The organism is Pseudorhodobacter wandonensis, from assembly GCF_001202035.1.
GTDB lineage: Bacteria > Pseudomonadota > Alphaproteobacteria > Rhodobacterales > Rhodobacteraceae > Pseudorhodobacter > Pseudorhodobacter wandonensis.
Genome location: NZ_LGHT01000039.1, coordinates 1 through 19,363, shown reverse-complemented (window position 1 = coordinate 19,363; position 19,363 = coordinate 1). Strand labels below are relative to the sequence as shown.

Here is a 19,363-nt window from a genome sequence, read left to right as displayed (position 1 = left end):
TCATGAAATTCGGCACAAAAGCTCACCGAATTGTGTATTGTCGTCGTTCTACATTTACTTCATATCAATTTGGTGTGGATAAAGATGCGCCTTTTTCTAGTTGGATTGCTGGTCGGCGCTTTTTTGGTGCAGACCAGCCTGAGTCATGTTTCAACCGCAAGTGCAGCGGTCATGATAACCATGCAGGATGATTGCTGCCCAAGTGATTGCCCAGATTTGCCGGAATGTGATGCCGCGTGCGTGTCCACGATGCAATGCCGTGCGGTGTCATCGGTTCAAAGCAAGAAACTGGCCGTCTTGGAGTTTTTTCCAACTTCGAAGATTGCGGTCTTTTTGACTGTTGGGCTAACGGATAGTCTTCAGTACATGGACAACGGCCTGAGAAGACCACCGAAGGCATGAAAGTTGGGGTGCTTCGCGCACCCCAAAGCTGCACGTTGATCTGGGGTAGGTTCCTTTCGGGGATACACTCCAAGTTTCGGCGCCCCCTTTGTCCAAATTTACAGGTCTGTCATGCTCCATTTATTGCCCCGCTTTCTTGCGGCCCTTGTGGTTGCGGCCCAATTTTCTGTGCCGATGGCGCAGGCGGCCGCGTCTTATTATTCCCTTGTCCTTGCGCAAACCACATATCCGTTCGGCAACGGAGCAATTCTGGATGTGGCCCTGATCGACACCCGCACCAACACGCCAGTCGACGGGGCCATCCTTTTTGCGACGCGGATGGATATGGAACCGGACGGCATGGAGACTATGACGACGCCCATAGTGGCATTGCCCACCGAAAAACCCGGCCACTACCGCTTTTCCACCGATCTGACGATGGACGGCAACTGGCGCTTTTCAGTTGCGGCAAAAGTGCAGGGCGAGGCGGAGACGGTGCAGGCGCAGATTGTGATCGAGGTGTTGCCATGAGCGTGTTTGGAAAGCTGGTTATGCTTGGTTTCGTCGGCGGCATAACCGGATGGATGGGCCTTGCAGCCGGGGGCAAAGGTTGGACGCCTGCGATGCTAACGGATGCGGCACAGGTGCAGTTTGTGATATGGACCGGACTGGACGCGGAAGCGATGCCAGCCACGGCCAAAGAAGCGGCTGGCCCCATCATCTATTACCGCCATCCCGACGGCTTGGCCGAGTGGTCGGCCGTGCCGAAAAACGCCGTCGATGGTCGCGCGTTCTTGCCCGTGCTGGCAAGCGAAGATGTGTCATTCGATCCGGCCGCAGCTCCTCTTGCCGCGGCCGACGGCGCGCCGCGCAAGATACTTTATTATCGTCACCCAATGGGCCTGCCAGATACCTCTCCGGTGCCAAAGCTCGATTCGATGGGAATGGATTATCTTCCCGTCTTTGCTGACGAGGCAAGTGATGCGGGTTCAGTGACCGTATCGCCGGGTAAGTTGCAACGGACCGGCGTGCGCACAGCACTCGCGGTGTTGGAGCCGATGGCTATGACGATCCGCGCGCCGGGAATAGTGGTGTTGGACGATCGTCGGGTCAGTGTCATCTCATTGCGCGCTGATGCGTTTATTGAGACGGTCGAGGATGTGACGACCGGATCAATGGTCGTGGCTGGCGCGCCGTTGGCGATGCTGTATTCACCCGAAATAGCTGCTGCAGCGGCGCTCTATGTCTCGGATCTGCGCAATGACGGTGGGCGCGCCGAAGGTAGCCGCCAAAGATTGGCAAATCTGGGTGTTCCTGCGGCGGTTATCGACCAAATTGCAACTGACAGGCGCGCGCCGGTGAACATCGCGCTGTTGGCACCGCGTTCTGGTGTCGTGCTGGACCGGATGGCGGTCGACGGCATGATGTCATCCGCGGGCGAGGCGTTGTTCCGCATCGCTGACACGTCGGTGATGTGGGTCATGGCCGATGTACCGGAAAGCGCCTTGAAAGGGCTTCGGCGCGGAAACATGGCGACAATCGCTTTCACTGGTCTGCCCGGCGAAACCTTTTCCGGGGTCATAGACGAGATCTATCCGCAGGTGGACATGCAGACACGCACAGCCCGTGTTCGCATTGACCTTGCCAACCCTGACGGGCGCTTGCTGGTCAACATGTTTGCCGATGTCACGCTTGCTACGGGCGACGATGGGCCGGTGGTACAAGTCCCACAATCAGCGGTCATTGATACCGGCGACCGCCAAGTCGTTATCCGCGATCTGGGCGAGGGCAAGTTTGCACCGCAAGATGTGGTCTTGGGACGGCAAGGTGCCGGAATGGTAGAAATCCGCGAAGGCATCAATGAAGGTGACCGCATCGTCACAACGGCGACATTCCTGATCGACGCGGAAAGCAACCTGAACGCCGCACTCGCGACGCTGGCAACACCGGAAGCAGTCAAATGATCGCGCGTATCATCACATGGTCGGCCCGCAATCTGGTGCTCGTGTTCTTTGCCACCGCCTTGATTGTCGCGGCCGGGGTTTGGTCGCTGCGCACGTTGCCAATCGACGCCATCCCCGATCTGTCGGATGTGCAGGTGATCGTGCTGACCAACTATCCGGGTCAGGCCCCGCAAGTGGTCGAAGATCAGGTGACCTATCCGCTGACCTCGGCCATGCTGACGGTGCCACGATCACGCGTGGTGCGGGGGTTTTCATTCTTTGGTATCTCGTTCGTTTACATCATTTTCGAGGACGGCGTTGACCCCTATTGGGCACGATCCCGCGTTTTGGAATACCTCAACGCCGCTGCGGCCCGCCTGCCTGACGGGGTAACGCCCGCTCTTGGCCCCGATGCCACGGGTGTGGGCTGGGTCTACCAATATGCAATCACAGGCGAAAACTTGTCACTGGCAGAATTGCGATCCTTGCAAGATTGGGTCGTGCGCTTTGGCGTAAGTCGGGCCGAAGGCGTTTCCGAGGTTGCGAGCGTTGGTGGTTTCGTTAAGCAATACTCGGTGACAGTCGATCCCGTGCGGATGCGGGCGCAAGGAATTACGTTGTCCGACATCGGCACGGCTATTTCTGAAAGCAATATGGATACCGGTGGGCGCACGGTAGAGCTGGCCGAATTCGAATTCATGGTGCGGGGCCGCGGTTATCTTTCGGGAACCGAAGATATTGGCAACATCACCCTGCGCAGCATCGGCGGCGTGCCTATCAGCCTAAAAGACGTGGCGCGAATCGAAATCGTTCCGAATGAACGCCGCGGCATCGCCGAGTTGAACGGCGAGGGCGAGGTGGCAAGTGGCATCGTGTTGCAACGGGTCGGGGCCAATGCGCTGGATGTGATCGAGAACGCCAAGGCCGAGTTGGACGTGGTCGCCCAAAGCCTGCCCGAAGGGGTAGAGATCGTACCGGTCTATGACCGTTCAAATTTGATCCTGTCAGCCATCGAGACGCTAAAGACGACGCTACTGGAAGAGAGCCTAGTCGTCGCGTTCGTGACCATCGTGTTTTTGCTTCATTTTCGCTCTGCCTTGGTGGCGATCATCATGCTGCCGGTTGGGTTGCTGATGGCCTTCACTGCGATGAAATTCCTTGGGATTGGCGCGAACATAATGAGCCTTGGCGGCATCGCCATTGCCATCGGTGCGATGATCGATGCGGCCATCGTGATGATCGAAAACGCGCATAAACACTTGGAACGCGCCGCCCCTGACAAGCCCCGCACCGAGGTGTTGGTCGAGGCGGCTACCGAAGTCGGTCCTGCGCTTTTCTTCAGCCTTTTGATCATCACCGTGTCGTTCTTGCCAATCTTTTCGCTGGAAGGGCAAGAAGGCCGCATGTTCGGCCCGCTTGCCTATACCAAGACGTTTGCTATGGCTGCAGCGGCGTTCCTGTCGGTAACGCTGGTGCCAGCGTTGATGGTGGTGTTCGTGCGGGGCCGGATCATCCCGGAACACAAAAACCCTGTAAACCGGGCCTTGATCGCGATTTACCGTCCAGTGATTCAAGCCGTTCTGAAGGCTAAAAGCCTAACGATTATCGTGGCCCTCGCGGCACTTGTCGCCACCATCTGGCCTGCGCGCCAGCTAGGGTCCGAATTCATGCCGGTGCTCAATGAGGGCACGCTGATGTATATGCCGACCACCCTGCCGGGGCTATCGGTCACAAAAGCTGCCGAATTGATGCAGACGCAAGACCGTATCATCAAGACCTTCCCCGAAGTATTGACGGTGTTCGGCAAGGCAGGCCGCGCTTTGACTGCCACCGACCCCGCACCGACAGAAATGTTCGAAACTATCATTCAACTGCGCCCCGAGGCCGAATGGCGCCCCGGTGTCACCACCGAAAGCCTGCGGCAAGAAATGGACGCGGCACTGCAATTTCCCGGCGTGTCGAATGCGTGGACCATGCCAATCCGCGCGCGCATCGACATGCTGTCCACCGGTATCCGCACCCCTGTGGGCATCAAGGTCTATGGCACCAGCCTGACCGAGATGGAAAAGGTCGCGCGTGAGGTCGAGGCTGTGTTGCGCACGGTTCCCGGCACAACCAGCGCCTATGCCGAACGGGTGATCGGCGGTTACTATCTTGATATCACCCCTGACCGCGCCGCTCTTGGTCGATACGGCTTGTCTGTGCAGGATGTACAAGACGTGATCGGCATGGCACTCGGGGCCCAAGCGATCACCCAAACGGTCGAGGGGCGCGAGCGGTATGATGTCGCCGTCCGCTATCCGGCGGCCCTGCGGTCAGACCCGGAAGCGATCGGGCGCGAGGTTCAAGTGGCGCTGCCTGGCGGCGGCACCATTCCCTTGGGCGATGTGGCAAAAATTGAGCGCACACGTGGGGCCACCTCGATCCGCACCGAAAACGGACAGTTGGCGGTCTATATCTTCGTTGATATTGCGGGCCGTGATTTGGGCGGCTTTGTTGAAGAAGCGCAGGCGGCTGTGGCCGCATCTGTAACCTTGCCGCAAGGCTATTCGCTGGGCTGGAGCGGGCAGTTCGAATACCTCGAACGCGCCAAAGAACGGCTTGCCATTGTGGTGCCGCTGACGCTGGCGCTGATCTTTTTGCTCCTCTTCCTCAACTTCCGCCGCCTGACGGAAACCCTGATCGTCATGCTGTCATTGCCCTTTGCACTGGTCGGAGGCATCTGGCTGATGTGGTTCATGGGCTTCAATATGTCGGTTGCGGTGGCAGTAGGCTTTATCGCGCTGGCTGGCGTGGCGGCAGAGACCGGGGTGATTATGTTGATATACCTCGATCAGGCACTGACCGAGGCACGCGAACGGTGCAAAGGCCGCGATTTGACCCGCGACGAGCTCTACGCGGCAATCATGGTCGGTGCGGTGGACCGTGTACGGCCCAAAATGATGACTGTGGTCGCGATAATGGCGGGCCTGATGCCGATCCTCTGGGCGCATGGCACAGGATCGGAAATCATGCAACGCATCGCCGTGCCGATGATCGGCGGAATGGTATCGTCAACCTTGCTTACTCTGATCGTCATTCCCGCCGTCTATGGCATCATCAAAGGCTGGGGTCTGAAAAGAACGAGCGCGGCATCAGATTTTCCGTTTGAGCAGACTGCCCGGTAGGTGCTGTCGCGTAACCCGCGCAGTTCCACAGTTTTCAACGTCAATCTCAAAGCCTTGCGGTCACTTTTGGCGACCCTTGGCGGCGGTCAGGCCGGGCTGAATGCCTTCGGGGCCGATTATGCTTCACGGCCAAATTTATGGAAGGAACGATTATCAAATAAAATCAATATATTACATAACCTTTATTATAGGGTTGGGCTTTGTCGGCGCAAAGTTAGAATGTCCCCTGTGAGCAAAGTTAAAGTGTCACCCTCCCTGTGTCGCCATCTCGGCGCGTTGGAGGATACACATGGGATGGGTCATGATGAGCGAGCGCGAGCTTAGGCGAGTTGATGTTCTGTCGCGTACGCTCCATGGAAACATAGTCAGTGATCTGGGTGTGGCCCGCACCAAGAAAACTATTTGCGGCTTACCAGCAAAGCTGGCGTCGCTCGATATTGGCGCTGCAGAAGGTTACGTCGTAAACCTCGGGGTAGCTTGAGAGCGTCCAGTTTTTCGACAATTACGCAGCGAGCGCAGCAAACTGCTGTCACTTGAGAACGTCTAACGCCGAAGCCGGTTTCGACCTTGGCAGGGAGCGCGCCACACGCCGCAACTGAGCGATAGCATTGACTTCTATGCATCAAAAATGGTCTATATGTGAGTTATAGAAAGGATGCTTATAACTCATGCCCTGGAACTGGACATTACCTGATTGGCCGGATTTCCGGTATGACGCCTCCGTTCTGGAGACGTTCGAGCAGAAATTTCTGCTGTCCTCCGGCGAGATCGTCGGTGCAGTTCATCATGTCAGCCAACCTGATCGCGAGCAACTGCGCATCGAACTTCTGAGCGACGAAGCGATGCAAACCAGTGCCATTGAGGGCGAAATCCTCGATCGATTGAGCGTACAGTCGTCTTTACGCCGCCAGATGGGACTGGACCCCGACAGCTACCCGACCAAACCGCGTGAGCAGGGCGTGGCTGAAATGATGGTGGACCTCTATTCGGGTTTTGCGGATCCGCTCGACCACGAGACCCTGTTTCGCTGGCACCACATGCTTCTGTCCCATGATCGCCGGTTGGAGAGCATTGGCGAGTACCGGCAGCACTCCGAGGCAATGCAAATCGTCTCAGGCCGCATTGACCGGCCGACAATCCATTTTGAAGCGCCTCCCTCCGTTCAAGTCATGCCCGAAATGGAGCGCTACGTTGGATGGTTCAACAAGACCGGACCCGGCGGCGCAATACCGCTCCGAGGCCTGACACGCGCGGGGCTCAGCCACCTGTACTTTGAAAGTATCCATCCTTTCGAGGATGGCAATGGCCGGTTGGGCCGCGCCCTGGCTGAAAAGTCACTGGCGCAGAACATTGGCCAACCGAGCCTGATAGCGCTTGCCTTCACCATCGAGAAAGAACGCAAGGCATATTACGACCAGCTTGAGTTCCATCAAAAGACGCTGGACGTGACAGAGTGGCTCGTCTGGTTCGCCGAGATCGTCCTGAAGGCCCAACAGGTCACGCTCGACCGTGTCGGGTTTTTCATCAGCAAGGCGCAGTTTTACGACCGGCATCGCGATCAGTTGAACGATCGCCAGGAAAAAGCGATCGCACGGATGTTCCGTGAAGGTCCTGATGGGTTCAAAGGCGGGCTCAGCGCCGAGAGTTACCTCAAGATCACAGGCACCTCTCGCGCGACTGCAACACGGGACCTGCAGGACCTCGTCGAGAAGGGTGCGCTCAGACGAACCGGTGAACGGCGGCATACGCGCTACTGGCTTTGCGCAAGAGGGGCTCCAATGTAGAACCCCGCAGTTGGCACTGACGTGCCAAAATTGGCAAGATGATCCATCTCAAAGGAAGATGCGCAAAAGGTTTGATACGAGCTCTATCAAACATCACCGCAAAATTTCCCCGGCCATGACCGCTCGCCCATGCACAGCAAGGGTTGCGGTGAACCTCGGGCAGCCGAAACGCCTTACGACTTCGTGGACGCGGGTGTCATATGCTGCTTGCCCAATCGCCTGCCTCAGATCCGCCTCGTGAAACTGCCGATTTCTAACCGGCGCTGCCCCAATCAACGCCGCAAGCTCAGCCTGTACCGGGTCAACCGGAACGCCCTTCTCCGGCACCGTCACCTCTTGCTGCACAGCCTTTGGTGCGTTCCGCCACCGCCGCATAAACCCCAACAAGTACCCCGCTGGTACGCTCACATTTCCGCGCTGACGATTGAACGCAATGAACCGATCCCATATCACCTGCGTATCAACATTCCAGCAGGGCAGGGCGGTTTTAGCTGCCTTGATCAGCCCGACCCAACGGGTCAGAAATACACTTTGCGTTTCCCCGATATCTATCTTTCCTGCAAATATAGTTTTGTGAGAGTTTTCTCTAAAGAGTGATGTGTCGCCGCCTGATGACACCACGTCCTGTGATCTGCTTTGTATTCTCTCGCCAAACCGAAACAGCCACGGCGCATATTTGCCGTGCGGTTTGCGCCGTTCCAAGCGAAGCCCAGAGGCGGCAAGCTCACCGAGCAAATTGGACAGGTACTGACGCGAAATCCCCATGCGCTCAGCCAGTGATGCCAGCGTAAAGGCCGCCGTTCCGCGCGGCAGGCCATTGTAGCCATCTTTCCAAGCAATGCCGTCTAGAATGATCGTGGCAAGCTTGTGGGCGGAGACCGAAAGATCGGTCTCAGTGATGCGGCGAAGGATTGCGCCGGTTGTGAGTTCCATTGTTGTCATCCTTTTTTGGGAATGACGCCGAACCATTGGGCAAAATATTTTTGTTCCCCAAACAGTTCTGGGAATTGAACGGGCCTGAATGCTCGGTTAGAAAAGCAGTGCAAAGCATTTCTGAACCGGCGTCGGACCTATGGTCTGGCGTCGTTTTGGTTTCTGGGGGTGAGATCGACTCGCGCTCTGAAATGGCTTTGGACTTGCTGGGCGCAGCGCCTAGTAGTGAACCTCCTCTGAGCCGTAGCTGCCTTGGTAATCCCGCCATTCGACAAAGACGGATCGGTAGGAATAACGGCCGCATTCTTGGGGCTCGCGAAACGCTGAGGCCGGTGGAACAGAGGACGGCGTGCTGGGCCTGCGGCTGTATCCCCCCTGAGCATTGTAACTGCCCTCGAAGACACTCGACCAAGTGGTGCAACTGCTGCCGTCGCTTTGATCCATCTGATAGGTGATTTCAAAAACCCTGATGGAGCGAACAAAATCAAAGGCGGGATCAGAGATGTCGACATCGGCCTGATTGACAACGCGCTGCACAGGACCCTCTCTGGTTGGGGGTAGCCAGGACCATTCTGGCTTTGGCGCATTACCGCGAATATCAAATAGCCGTTCCAAATCTGTCGGTTTTGGAAAACGCACCCGCATCGGGCAATTCCAAATTTGGAGCGGCGGCTCTATAGGCCAAGGTGTAATGCGGCGGATAAAGACCGCACGCGCATGGGTACATTCGGCGGAGCCGGGCCACCCGCCCGCCAAACACAAGAGAATGGCGCAATCGACTGGGTAAGCGGCGGCGGGCTGCACAGCGGCAGTAGAAAATCCAAGGCTTAGCAATAGGGCAGGGAGAAGCGGCTTCACGAATTGTCCTTTTCAGTTTGAGGGGGTTTGAAGAAACGTAGCGTAAGAGGCCGTGGCCGCATTCGCCTCGGCCAGAACACGGGCACGCTCACCGTCATGGCAGGCGATGTAGTCGCTCACCGCTGAGAAATAGGCCTCGAACTCGGCGCTGATTTCTGCGCGGTATTCGGCAAGAACAGCATCCGGCAAAGCCGTGATAGGCACCGCAGGGGCAAGGCAGCGAATCACTTCAGGTTGTGCGAAGGCCGCACGGCTCGCCAAACCAAGGCAAGTGCCAGCAATCCCTAATGCAGCGCGGATGCGCGAAAATCTGGGCCTCAACGCGCGTGAACCCATAAACACTGTCGTCTCAAAACCCACATTTTCTTGGCTACTCATAAATTCCAGCACATCTTTGAAACAGGTCCACCGCCTCGCATGGCAACATTGAAGGCGCGGTTTCCAATCAAGAACGACTGGATCGGCGATCTTCACTTCAACTTAAATTGGTGTGTTTGTCATTTTTGTATTGAATGCAACATAAATTCTGTTAGGCATCGCTGCACGGAGAAATCTGCGTTACAACGACCCCAACAGAACCATCCGAGGGGACCCCATGACTATGAAACGGCGTGCAATACCAGTTTTACTGGAGCGGGATTTCCGCAGCCTGGCCGCCAAGGACGGAGCGACAGTTGAGATCGAGTGTGTCACTGCGCCAAACCCCGATGAACGCTTCTCGGGCGAATGGCTGTTTTACGTCGTCAATGCGAGTGGCGAGCGTTTTATGCTGGTCACTGCCCTTGCCAGAGAGCGGATCGTCAATTCGTCAATCGGCCTCTTCGGGCTGGCGTTCGGCAAACTCAATCTCGATCATCTCGACGTGCCTTTTATCGCTGGCGATGTCCGCACCGGTATGCGGAGCCGCCCAGGCGGACGTGATCCGCTGGAATAAAGCAGGGCAGGGGGGCGATGTGCAGCTCGCCTCCTATGACGCCGTAGTTCTGCGCTATGACGGGCAGGGGCATCTGATTGTTCCGGCCAAGAAAAAACCAGTGGAAAGATCCCGAGACGAGAAGGCGGGTGGTCTTGGCGCCACTGCCGCGCTCGGCTCTCGGAGCGTTGCGGCACCGACGGCCGTCTTGCCGTCGATCCGATTGATCGCAACACGGTATCAAGATCACCCGGCGCTTGCGCGATTGGATCTCAGCCCAAAGCAATGGGCGGCGTTTTTTCAAGCGATGATCAAGGTCGAGAGCAATTACACCCAACGTGCGGTTAGCCGAGTCGGGGCGCAAGGCCTTGCGCAACTCATGCCAGACACCGCCAAGTATTTACGCGTCAATGCATCTGACCCGCTGGAAAACCTCGATGGTGGTGCCCGCTATTTGCTCGAGCAAATGGACAGTTTTGACAGCCTCACGCTGGCTCTCGCCGCCTATAATGCCGGGCCACAGGCCGTGCGCAAATATGGCGGTGTGCCGCCCTATACTGAGACCCGCAATCACATCACACGCGTGATGGCAGCTTATGACCGCATCCTCGCAGACCTCTAGACCCCAAGGAAATCCTCATGCAACTTTTTCCAGCTTTGACGCTGGCCCTGGCGGCCACGCTTGTCGTTCTCACCCATGCCGAACCCGCCTTCGCGCAGGTCGTCTTTACCAAAGCCGAAACCGTGGCCACCGGCATTCTGGCCTCATTCAGGGGCACGCTCGCGACTGCCTTCTTTGGCATTGCCTTTGTCGTCACCGGGTTTCTCGCGGCGTTCAACCGCATTTCCTGGGCTTGGGTGGCACTTGTCGTGGTTGGCGCCTTCCTGGTTTTTGCAGGCCCCGCCATTGTCGCAAACCTGCGCACGTCCTTTAGCTAAGACCGGGGAGGGGACATGGAAAAAAGCGCGGTCATCCTCGGCCTCTCACGGCAGGCGAAGTTCTTGGGGCTTCCGATGCCCTACGCCATGGCCGTGGGGGCCATAACCGTACTTCCTTTCATTCTGTTCAAAGTGATCTGGTGGTTTCTGACGGCTCCGGTCTGGTACGCGTTGGCTCGTATCGCGACACGGGTCAATCCGAACGGGCACCATGTCTTTGCCGTGATGATGCAAGTCACGCCCCTCGCCATTTTGCGCAAAGGGCGGCGTCATGTTTCTTGAGCGGTACGGGGTGCGGGGCAGGGCGCGGGCAATGATCCCGGCGGACCCAAAACTCTATGCCCATTTGCCCTATGTCATCGAGATTGATGATGAGACCGTGCGCACACGGGACAATGCACTGATGATCTCGCTGGAAATCACTGGCATCGATGGTGTGACCACGGGAGCGTCCGCAGTCACGGCTTTGCGCGCAGGCTTGGCGCATCTCTTGGACACGCTGGATGAGCGGTTCACCTTCTACCTGCACCGCATGATGCGTCCGGCCGAAACGGGACTAAAGCCAATCCATGGCCAAAGCTTTGCCGCGGATATCGACAAAGCCTGGGAAAAAGATCTCGGCCGCCGCAACCTGCAAGAGTCAGTGCTGATCCTAACCGTGGTGCGGCAGCGAACCGCACCGCTTGCCGTGCCACTGTTTGGGAAGACCGCAGCAAAGATCTGGGGCGAGGATACCGATCGGCGGCTTGAGGAACTGCGCGAAGTGGTCTCGATCTTGGAGACCGGGCTTGGCGTAAAAAGCCACCGACTCAAAATCAGTGACGGCAGCCTCATCGGGTTTTATGCGTCCCTTCTCACGGGCGAGCTTCGCCTTGTGCCACGCTGCCCCTATGGCCTCATCGCGGAAGATGCCGCCGGGGCCGCGATCCGCTTTGAAAACGCGCAGTTCACCGTGGAAGAGGGAACTGACACGCCGCGCGTTGGCGCGGTCCTCTATGTCAAATCCTATGCCACCTCGACTTGGCCCGGCATGCTTGATGCGCTCGGCGCGAGCCGTGACACCATCATCACCCACAGCTTCACGCCAATTGAGCGCGGCAGCATCACCGAGCGCGTCAAGCGCCGCGTCGCACAGATGCGCGCCGCCGAAGACATCGCCGCAACGGTCGAAGCGCAGCTCTTCGAGGCCGCCGACAAGGCTGAAAGCGGCGAGTTGGGTTTTGGTCTGCATCAGATGACCATTACCATTTTTGCAGAGGGCCAAACCGCTCTAGATACAGACGTCGCGCGCATCCGGGGCATCGCGCATCAGAATGGCATGCGGCTGGTGCGAGAGACGACAGCGCTCGAAGCGGGTCTTTTTTCCATGCATCCCGGCAATATGGCGTATCGCGCGCGCGACATGACCGTATCATCGATCAATTTCGCCGATATGGCAGCCCTGCATGCAGCTGACACCGGGACAGAGCCTGCGCGTCTGCCGTGGGGCACACCGATCACGCTGTTTCAGACGCTGCAAGGCTCGCTGCATCGGTTCAGTTTCCACGAGCCCGGCGACCCAAAAGCCGAACCTACGAACGGCCACACCCTCGTCTTGGGCAAATCCGGCGGCGGTAAATCCACGACGGTGGCCTTCTTGGCTGCGCAAGCCCAAAGGGCAGGCGGCCGAACCATCATCTTTGATAAGGAAGCGGGGCTGAAGATGGCTGTCGCTGCCCTTGGCGGCCACTACGCCGAAATCCGCGCCGGGCGTCCGACGGGGTTAAACCCGCTTGCCACTGAATCCGGCGAGCGTGGCGAAGCTTGGTTCTGGACTGGCTGGTCGCACTTTTGGAGCAGCGCAGTGGACCACTGTCACCCCTGCAGTCCGAGGCCCTCAAGTCCGCCATCACCCAGAATGGAAAAGCGCGCGTTGGGTTGCGGAATTTCCGCGCGTTTCAAGAGCTCTTTGGTGATGTCGGCGACGGGCTTGATCTGGCGCAGCGCTTGCGCGAATGGGGGCCGGAGGGTCGCTATGGCTGGGTCTTTGGCGAGGCCGACGAACCGGTGGTGGATTTTACCAGCCATGATGTGACGGCTGTGGATCTCACAGAAATACTTGACCTCGGCACCGAGCGCACAGCAATCCTTGGCTATCTCTTCCGCCGCATTGAGATGCTGATCGAGGAAAAGCGCCCGACACTGATCTTGATCGATGAGGCTTGGAAGGTTCTGGATGACGAATATTTCGCAAAGAAGCTTGCCGAATGGTTGGTGACGGCGCGCAAAAAGAACGTCGTCGTGGTGATGATGACCCAGTTCCCGAGCCAAATCCGCGGCTCTAAGGCCCGCTCAATCCTGGAAGCGCTGCCAAACCAATTGCTCTTTCCCAATGGCGAGGCGGCGGTCTCAGACTATGACGGGTTCCGCCTGACCGATGGCGAATTGGATTTTGTCCTGAGCCCAATCCCCGGCCAACGCATGGTGCTGTCACGCAATCCGCGCAGCTCCACTGTTCTGAATGTTGATCTCAAAGCCTTGGGGCCGCTTTTGACTGCCCTCGGCGGTGGTCAGGCTGGGTTGAATGCCTTTGGCACCGACTATGCAGCGCGACCCAAATTCTGGAAGGAATGATTATCTAATGAAATCAATATATTACATAATTACTATTATAGGATTCAGCGTTCTGACCCTGTCTGCTTGCGCTGAAGTCCCAATTACAAAAACCAATTGCTGGAGTACTGCAGGCTCAAATACAGTCGTCTCGACAATGGGTACTGGCTCGAACTTGGCAACGGACACTTATGCCTCACCCTGCCGCTAGGTTTTCATACTCTCTTTGCGGTCTGTTGATGGCCACAGCGTCACTGCCTCTGGCAGCGGCGGCGCAAGGCGTCCCGATTGCAGACGGGAAATCAATCATTCAGCACAGTCTCGAGATCGCGCAGATGACAACGCTGACCGGCGCGCGCGAACTTGAAGCCGACAAAAAGCGTCGGATCGATGCGCTGCATCAAGATCAGCTTGATGCTCTGGACGCCACATTGGCGATGATGACCGGCAAGACGCCGTGGATCGGCAATCTGGAAACACTTCCCGGTGCAGAGGCGAAGGTCCTCTATGCAGTTGACGACAACAATCCCTATGCCGCGCGGCTTTTTGGTGATGCCAAGACCAGCGTTGAGGAAATGATTATAGCCACGGCTCGCAAATATGCGGGACATCCCGGTCTTGCGCGGGCCGGCTTAAGCGCGGTCGAGTTCCGCATCTGGTTTCAGAGTCTGGTGAAGCAGGAATCTGGGTTTTCCATTGGCGCGCGCAGCCCTGTTGGAGCGTTTGGGTTGACGCAAGTTATGCCGGGAACTGCAAAAGATCTGGGCATCTACCCTGCCTACTATGATGATCCAATGCTGCAGCTTGATGGCGGGGCGCGGTATTTTCTGGCGCAACTCAATCGATTTGGTTCCGTCCCTCTTGCTTTGGCCGCATATAACGCTGGGCCCGGTGCTGTGATCAAATACGGCGGCGTCCCGCCCTATAAGGAAACCCAAGGTTACGTGGTTCGGATCACGAGCTTCTTTAACGCTTATGCGGGTCGGATCAGTGGGATTGATCAAGTTGGCACGTTTGATCCGCGAGACATGGCGATATCTGAGGCCAGCAATATCTCGGACGCAGGTTTGCATTATGGCATGCAGGCCAGTCTTGAGATTGAGACATCGCTAAAGCGCTTGCGCAGCATCATCGAGCGCATTCCGACCACCAAATCCGCCAAAGAAGCTCTTGATCTTAACAGCTATGCACGGGCTGAAGCCGTGCGGATTGCGCTGATGGTCAACCGGGTCAAGGCAGCCCGGGGACGCGTCGATCAAGCGCGCTACGCGCTCTGGCTGCAGGCCTATGCCGAGGACGCAACATTTATCAAAGTAAGGGCAGGTTCCGAATGATCCTCAAACGCATCCGGGGTCTGCGCCCCCTTCTCATCTCGGCCGCACTTATGATGCCTGCGACTGCGCAGGCACAAGGCGTGCCGACCATCGATCTGACCAGCATCGCCAAGATCGGACAGGTTCTGACGGAAGCCAAGCTGCAGGTAAAAGAGCAGATAGCATCCAATTTGAAACTCGATGATCAGATTTTGAAGCAGATCCAGCAGATCCTACTTTTGGAACAGCAATTGAAGGCGTTGAAGGAAGGACTGACGCTGGAAGCCCTCGGCATTCCGGATCCCAAGACGTTTTTCGATGATATCTTGCCTGATGTGAATGACCTGACGGGCGGGCTCTTGGCCGCGAAGGATGGCAGTTATTCCGGCATGACCACTTCTGGCAACGTCGGGGGCAAGCCTGCTGAAACCTATGTTTCTGAGTTTTTCACCTCCGTTGGCCTTGATGTGAAAACCGTCGACACGCTTGCCAAAAGTGAAAACCCAGGGGCTGCCCGGATCGGCACACAGGCCAATACCGCCGCATTTCTCTCCGTCGCCGCTGAAACCTCCTCGGTCAAGGCGTCCGAAAGCCTAGGACGGGTAAATGATCTCGTTCAGGCAATTCCCGACACCGAAGGGATGAAAGAGGCCATTGATCTGAACACCCGCGTAACTGCGGAACTTTCCATCGCCCTCGCCAATATCTGGAATATGGAATCCGCCCAATTGATGGGCATGGGCGAGGCCGGCGTCATGGACGCCGCTACAGCCGCCGAAGAGCAAAAGTTCATAAAAGTCCTTGGAGAGAAATGATCATGTCACTAATTAAACGCGCATTAATCATGACCCTTGCGACGGCATCTTTTGTCGCTCTTGTTGGGCCGAGCATGGCTCAAACCCCTGCCCCAACGAACCAAGCACAAGAAGAGGTTTTCTTGAACGTGCTGCCGAAGGTCGAAATACCTGACGATGTTCAACCCCTTCCGGGCGCCGTGAATGAGGAATTTAGAACCTGCCGGGCCTTCTGGCCGAAGGGCTATGACCAAGCACAATCAGGCCCGGAGGCCCGCGCTCTTCGGGACATCTACGGCTTTGTACAAGCAAGGAGTGTGATCATGTCGCAGAATTGTACTTGTGCAGGGAAAGTAGGGTCATGGGATGACGTTGAAAGCGTCGCAACTGCGATACGCAAAGGACAAAACGTTCAGCGTCTAAGTTGGCAACAAACGAAGGCCATCGCGGAAGAGGCTAACCGCCTGACCGAAATTGCTGAGATGATGTGCGGCGGAAGTTTTTGATGGACAGCGTCTCGACCATTTTGGCGACTTTGGATACAGCCATAACTTCAGTGGGGCGGCAGTATTTCGAGGCAACTGCTGGAGCAATTGGACCGATTTATACAAGTCTACTCAGTTTGCTCTTGGTACTTATTGGCATTAATATGGCACTCAATGTCTACCGGATCGCTATGCGAGACGCAGTCCAACTATCGTTTCGGATTGTGATGGTGTTGATGTTCGGGCTGACTTGGCTGAACTTCGTGCAAATCTATGATGCATTAAGCAACGGGTTGAGCGCATTGGCCCTCGAATATTTTCGCTTGGGAAGTGCTGGTGTCGGAACTTCTGCTACGGCCGCAATGGATGACATGGCGAATATGATGGCGGGGAACGTGGACAGCGTCTCTTCCGCCATGTCGTCCATCATGCGCGGATTTGTTGCAGCAGTCCTTTATGTCGTGCTGGGCGTGCTGATGGCTGTTTATGTCTTCATCGTAGGCTTCTCCAAGCTAATGATCGCCTTCCTTTTGGGCGTTGCCCCCATCGCCATTGGCGCAACAATCTTTGACAAAACCAAGGGCATCTTCGAGGCTTGGCTCTCGGCTATGATTGGATACCTTATGTATCCCGTCGCCTCTGCCGGGGTCATCGTTGCCGTTGTCACGGTGGCACACGATGTCTTTCGCGAAACCAAACATGTCACTGATCTAGGATCAATCCTCGGTTTCTTTGTTATCGTTTTCGTGGGCATCTTTGCCTTGATGGCCATCCCGAATGCCGTCACGCACATCACCGGGCAGATCAGTCTGGCTGGTTTTGCGCCGCAAGCGTTGCGCATTGCAGGAAAGCCGCTTGAGAAAACCTCCGATTATACGTCGCGGCGGATGAACGAGTTTCGCTCGGGGATGATGCATGGCGGCAAAACCGAACACCATCATCTGCGCGATCAAGCCCGTTCAGATGCCGAGCGTGGTCACGCCACACGACAACGCTTCTCTCAGTTTCTTCGCGACAGCTAACGCCGCCCGATACCCGCGTATTTCCCCATTTTCCGGAGCAAGACTATGACAGGTTCGTCCCCTGAATTGAGAAGCTTTATTGAGGTCGAGATGTTCTTTGGCGTCAAAAAGCGCGAGCGCATCGCCTATGCAATCGCAGGCGGTGGGCTTGCCATCGGGCTGATGGGCATGATTGCCGTCACCGTGATGCTCCCTCTCAAACAGACCGAAGCCTTTCTGGCCATCGTCGACAAAGACACAGGTGTAGCCGAACGGGTTGTCACAGTGGAAAAAGCCGGGATCGAACAGGCTGAAGCCATCCGACAAAGCCTGCTCTTTGCCTATGTCACCGACCGCGAAACCTATGATCAACACGACAATGAAGCCCGCATCCTGCGTGCATACACCTGGTCTGCGGCCAATGCACGCCAAGGCCTCGTAAGCCTCTGGACCGAAGGAAACGCCAACTACCCGCCAAAGCTTTACGGCCAGAGTGGGCGAGTTGTCGTTGATATCCTGTCGATCACGCCAGTCACCGACACCACAGCACAAGTGCGCTTCACCAAGACCTGGGTCTCTGACGGCGAGGGCATTCCCGACCGTGAGGGTAAGTTCACGGCCACCGTCACCTATCGTTTTGAGCCCTCCAAACAAACAGCACTCGATCTCGTTTGGCAAAACCCGACCGGGTTCTTGGTGACCGATTACCGCATCACTGCCGAAACCCTGCAAGCTCAAGAGGGCTAAGATGACATCACACATGACAATTGCTGCCTTGGGATTGCTGGCCAGTCTCACCGCCCTGCCCGCTTTTGCCGAAACCGCCCCCAAATCCGGCAGTCGCGATGCGCGGGTGACTTATGCCAATTATCAAGAAGGCCAAGTCTACCGGATCACCACACGGCTTCGCGCTGTGACCCTTGTCGAATTAGGGGCTGGCGAAAAAATCCAGTCCATCGCCATCGGTGATCTCGAAAGCTTCAAGATTGATAAGCTGGAGCGGCCAAACCTTTTCATCATCAAGCCGGTGGTCGCAGGAGCTACGACCAACCTCACGGTTGAGACCCAGCGCAACATCTACTTCTTGCAGGTCTCTGAAAGCGCCAGAGGCAATCCAAACTATTCGGTGAAATTCACCGTACCGGGAGCAAGTGGGGCCAAGCAGACAGCCTCTGAAATCCCACCCCTCCAACCCATGGCCTATAAGGTTATGAAAAAGCGCAAAAAGCTGCCAGCCTTTGCACCGATCTCTATCTCGGATGACGGGTGTTGATTGTCATTGAGAACTGACCCGGCACCAGCAGAAATTGTCATTGAGAATTGACCCATGTGTAACCTTGCCCCGGCTTGAATCAGCTGGGGGCGCATGGAGTGATAGACATGGGATTTTTGAGGGTAATTCGGAAATGGGCACTGCGGGATAAGATGCCTATTCGCGAGATCGCGCGGCGGACGGGCGTATCTCGCAACACGATCAAGAAGTATCTGCGGGAGGGGATTGTTGAACCTGCATTTCAGGTGCCAGATCGCCCCAGCAAGCTGGACCCTTATGCTAAGCATCTTACTGCGTGGCTGACGACTGATCAGCGCAAATCACGCAAGGAACGCCGAACGGCGAAGCTGATGCATGCCGATCTTGTAAAGCTTGGATATGACGGTTCCTACGAACGTGTTGCGGCCTTTGTGCGGGAATGGAAGGGTGACCGGCAGCGTGCGCATCACACGACAGATCGTGGGACTTTCGTGCCGCTGGTGTTCGCGCCGGGCGAGGCTTTCCAGTTCGATTGGAGCGAGGACTGGGCCTATGTCGGCGGCGAGCGTATCAAGCTGCAGGTCGCGCATATCAAGCTGTCGCACAGCCGGGCATTTTTGGTGCGGGCCTATCTGTTGCAAACGCATGAGATGCTGTTTGATGCCCACTGGCATGCATTCCGCGTCTTCGAAGGCGTCCCCGGGCGTGGCATCTATGATAACATGAAGACCGCGGTCGACCGGGTTGGCGTCGGCAAACAGCGTGATGTGAATGCGCGGTTCCTGGCCATGACCAGCCACTACGTCTTCGATCCCGAGTTCTGCAATCCGGCGGCGGGCTGGGAGAAGGGTCAGGTTGAGAAGAGCGTGCGTGATGCCCGACATCGCCTATGGCAGTTCGCTCCTGTCTTCCCAGACCTTGCTGCACTGAATGAATGGCTGGAAGATCGTTGCAAGCTGCTGTGGGCGGAGACGGCACATGGCGCACTGCCTGGCAGCATTGCTGACG

21 protein-coding genes are annotated in these 19,363 nt (G+C 56.8%); 18 read left to right on the top strand and 3 right to left on the bottom strand.

The window, feature by feature from the left end; genetic code table 11:
• Positions 1-2: 2 nt before the first annotated feature.
• From AKU79_RS19550 to AKU79_RS12935, 5 genes are all read left to right on the top strand, one after another.
• Positions 3-191, top strand: coding sequence for a hypothetical protein (locus AKU79_RS19550; RefSeq protein WP_197087328.1), 189 nt, complete (start codon positions 3-5; stop codon positions 189-191).
• A gap of 334 nt (positions 192-525) precedes the next feature.
• Positions 526-912, top strand: a complete 387-nt coding sequence (locus AKU79_RS12950) for a FixH family protein (protein WP_231580175.1) — start codon at positions 526-528, stop codon at positions 910-912.
• Complete coding sequence (locus tag AKU79_RS12945; protein ID WP_050524020.1) at positions 909-2,345, top strand: efflux RND transporter periplasmic adaptor subunit; 1,437 nt, start codon at positions 909-911, stop codon at positions 2,343-2,345. Before AKU79_RS12950 ends, AKU79_RS12945 begins: the two co-directional genes overlap by 4 nt.
• Complete coding sequence (locus tag AKU79_RS12940; RefSeq protein WP_050524019.1) at positions 2,342-5,491, top strand: efflux RND transporter permease subunit; 3,150 nt, start codon at positions 2,342-2,344, stop codon at positions 5,489-5,491. The genes AKU79_RS12945 and AKU79_RS12940 overlap by 4 nt, the downstream gene beginning before the upstream one ends.
• A gap of 668 nt (positions 5,492-6,159) precedes the next feature.
• Positions 6,160-7,275, top strand: coding sequence for a Fic family protein (locus tag AKU79_RS12935; RefSeq protein ID WP_050524018.1), 1,116 nt, complete (start codon positions 6,160-6,162; stop codon positions 7,273-7,275).
• Between the two features lie 93 nt (positions 7,276-7,368).
• On the opposite strand, the gene AKU79_RS12930 is transcribed toward AKU79_RS12935, so the two are convergent.
• The 3 genes from AKU79_RS12930 to AKU79_RS12920 form a co-directional block, all read right to left on the bottom strand.
• Positions 7,369-8,208 carry a hypothetical protein gene (locus tag AKU79_RS12930; RefSeq protein ID WP_050524017.1) on the bottom strand — a complete coding sequence of 280 codons (840 nt, stop codon included), beginning with the start codon at positions 8,206-8,208 and terminating at the stop codon, positions 7,369-7,371.
• A 219-nt stretch (positions 8,209-8,427) separates the two neighbouring features.
• Positions 8,428-9,066: a hypothetical protein gene (locus AKU79_RS12925; RefSeq protein ID WP_231580174.1), complete on the bottom strand. Its 639-nt coding sequence runs from the start codon at positions 9,064-9,066 to the stop codon at positions 8,428-8,430.
• Between the two features lie 12 nt (positions 9,067-9,078).
• Entirely contained in the window at positions 9,079-9,444 is a 366-nt protein-coding gene (locus AKU79_RS12920; RefSeq protein ID WP_156209734.1) for a hypothetical protein, read from the bottom strand.
• Between the two features lie 217 nt (positions 9,445-9,661).
• Between AKU79_RS12920 and AKU79_RS19545 the strand changes: the two genes are divergently transcribed.
• The 13 genes from AKU79_RS19545 to istA form a co-directional block, all read left to right on the top strand.
• Positions 9,662-10,000, top strand: coding sequence for a hypothetical protein (locus AKU79_RS19545; protein ID WP_050524014.1), 339 nt, complete (start codon positions 9,662-9,664; stop codon positions 9,998-10,000).
• Positions 9,984-10,601, top strand: a complete 618-nt coding sequence (locus AKU79_RS12910; RefSeq protein ID WP_197087326.1) for a lytic transglycosylase domain-containing protein — start codon at positions 9,984-9,986, stop codon at positions 10,599-10,601. Before AKU79_RS19545 ends, AKU79_RS12910 begins: the two co-directional genes overlap by 17 nt.
• A 17-nt stretch (positions 10,602-10,618) precedes the next feature.
• The gene (locus AKU79_RS12905) at positions 10,619-10,918 is read left to right on the top strand and encodes a TrbC/VirB2 family protein (RefSeq protein ID WP_050524012.1); all 300 of its coding nucleotides are present in this window, start codon (positions 10,619-10,621) and stop codon (positions 10,916-10,918) included.
• A gap of 15 nt (positions 10,919-10,933) precedes the next feature.
• Positions 10,934-11,200: a VirB3 family type IV secretion system protein gene (locus tag AKU79_RS12900; protein ID WP_050524011.1), complete on the top strand. Its 267-nt coding sequence runs from the start codon at positions 10,934-10,936 to the stop codon at positions 11,198-11,200.
• A gap of 121 nt (positions 11,201-11,321) precedes the next feature.
• Complete coding sequence (locus AKU79_RS12895) at positions 11,322-12,992, top strand: VirB4 family type IV secretion/conjugal transfer ATPase (RefSeq protein ID WP_197087324.1); 1,671 nt, start codon at positions 11,322-11,324, stop codon at positions 12,990-12,992.
• A complete protein-coding gene (locus AKU79_RS19540; protein ID WP_050524009.1) occupies positions 12,968-13,531 on the top strand; it encodes a hypothetical protein in 564 nt (187 codons plus the stop codon). The genes AKU79_RS12895 and AKU79_RS19540 overlap by 25 nt, the downstream gene beginning before the upstream one ends.
• A 218-nt stretch (positions 13,532-13,749) precedes the next feature.
• A complete protein-coding gene (locus AKU79_RS19890; protein ID WP_050524008.1) occupies positions 13,750-14,844 on the top strand; it encodes a lytic transglycosylase domain-containing protein in 1,095 nt (364 codons plus the stop codon).
• Positions 14,841-15,638, top strand: coding sequence for a type IV secretion system protein (locus AKU79_RS12880; protein WP_050524007.1), 798 nt, complete (start codon positions 14,841-14,843; stop codon positions 15,636-15,638). Before AKU79_RS19890 ends, AKU79_RS12880 begins: the two co-directional genes overlap by 4 nt.
• Before the next feature lie 2 nt (positions 15,639-15,640).
• Complete coding sequence (locus AKU79_RS12875; protein ID WP_156209732.1) at positions 15,641-16,123, top strand: hypothetical protein; 483 nt, start codon at positions 15,641-15,643, stop codon at positions 16,121-16,123.
• On the top strand, positions 16,123-17,124 hold the full coding sequence (locus AKU79_RS12870; protein ID WP_082224038.1) for a type IV secretion system protein: 1,002 nt from the start codon (positions 16,123-16,125) through the stop codon (positions 17,122-17,124). Before AKU79_RS12875 ends, AKU79_RS12870 begins: the two co-directional genes overlap by 1 nt.
• A gap of 45 nt (positions 17,125-17,169) precedes the next feature.
• A complete protein-coding gene (locus tag AKU79_RS12865) occupies positions 17,170-17,850 on the top strand; it encodes a virB8 family protein (RefSeq protein WP_050524004.1) in 681 nt (226 codons plus the stop codon).
• 1 nt (position 17,851) lies between these two features.
• Positions 17,852-18,376 carry a TrbG/VirB9 family P-type conjugative transfer protein gene (locus AKU79_RS12860; RefSeq protein WP_050524003.1) on the top strand — a complete coding sequence of 175 codons (525 nt, stop codon included), beginning with the start codon at positions 17,852-17,854 and terminating at the stop codon, positions 18,374-18,376.
• 107 nt (positions 18,377-18,483) lie between these two features.
• Positions 18,484-19,363: IS21 family transposase (gene istA, locus AKU79_RS12855; RefSeq protein WP_050524041.1), on the top strand; the 880-nt coding region annotated here is incomplete at its 3' end.

Excerpts from the sequence above, each read along its gene's own strand:
- AKU79_RS19550 (WP_197087328.1), top strand. The coding sequence starts at position 3 with ATGAAATTCGGCACAAAAGCTCACCGAATTGTGTATTGTCGTCGTTCT.
- AKU79_RS12945 (WP_050524020.1), top strand. The coding sequence starts at position 909 with ATGAGCGTGTTTGGAAAGCTGGTTATGCTTGGTTTCGTCGGCGGCATA.
- AKU79_RS12940 (WP_050524019.1), top strand. The coding sequence starts at position 2,342 with ATGATCGCGCGTATCATCACATGGTCGGCCCGCAATCTGGTGCTCGTG.
- AKU79_RS12935 (WP_050524018.1), top strand. The coding sequence starts at position 6,160 with ATGCCCTGGAACTGGACATTACCTGATTGGCCGGATTTCCGGTATGAC.
- AKU79_RS12930 (WP_050524017.1), bottom strand. The coding sequence starts at position 8,208 with ATGGAACTCACAACCGGCGCAATCCTTCGCCGCATCACTGAGACCGAT.
- AKU79_RS12920 (WP_156209734.1), bottom strand. The coding sequence starts at position 9,444 with ATGAGTAGCCAAGAAAATGTGGGTTTTGAGACGACAGTGTTTATGGGT.
- AKU79_RS19545 (WP_050524014.1), top strand. The coding sequence starts at position 9,662 with ATGACTATGAAACGGCGTGCAATACCAGTTTTACTGGAGCGGGATTTC.
- AKU79_RS12905 (WP_050524012.1), top strand. The coding sequence starts at position 10,619 with ATGCAACTTTTTCCAGCTTTGACGCTGGCCCTGGCGGCCACGCTTGTC.
- AKU79_RS12900 (WP_050524011.1), top strand. The coding sequence starts at position 10,934 with ATGGAAAAAAGCGCGGTCATCCTCGGCCTCTCACGGCAGGCGAAGTTC.
- AKU79_RS12895 (WP_197087324.1), top strand. The coding sequence starts at position 11,322 with ATGATCTCGCTGGAAATCACTGGCATCGATGGTGTGACCACGGGAGCG.
- AKU79_RS19890 (WP_050524008.1), top strand. The coding sequence starts at position 13,750 with ATGGCCACAGCGTCACTGCCTCTGGCAGCGGCGGCGCAAGGCGTCCCG.
- AKU79_RS12880 (WP_050524007.1), top strand. The coding sequence starts at position 14,841 with ATGATCCTCAAACGCATCCGGGGTCTGCGCCCCCTTCTCATCTCGGCC.
- AKU79_RS12875 (WP_156209732.1), top strand. The coding sequence starts at position 15,641 with ATGTCACTAATTAAACGCGCATTAATCATGACCCTTGCGACGGCATCT.
- AKU79_RS12870 (WP_082224038.1), top strand. The coding sequence starts at position 16,123 with ATGGACAGCGTCTCGACCATTTTGGCGACTTTGGATACAGCCATAACT.
- AKU79_RS12865 (WP_050524004.1), top strand. The coding sequence starts at position 17,170 with ATGACAGGTTCGTCCCCTGAATTGAGAAGCTTTATTGAGGTCGAGATG.
- AKU79_RS12860 (WP_050524003.1), top strand. The coding sequence starts at position 17,852 with ATGACATCACACATGACAATTGCTGCCTTGGGATTGCTGGCCAGTCTC.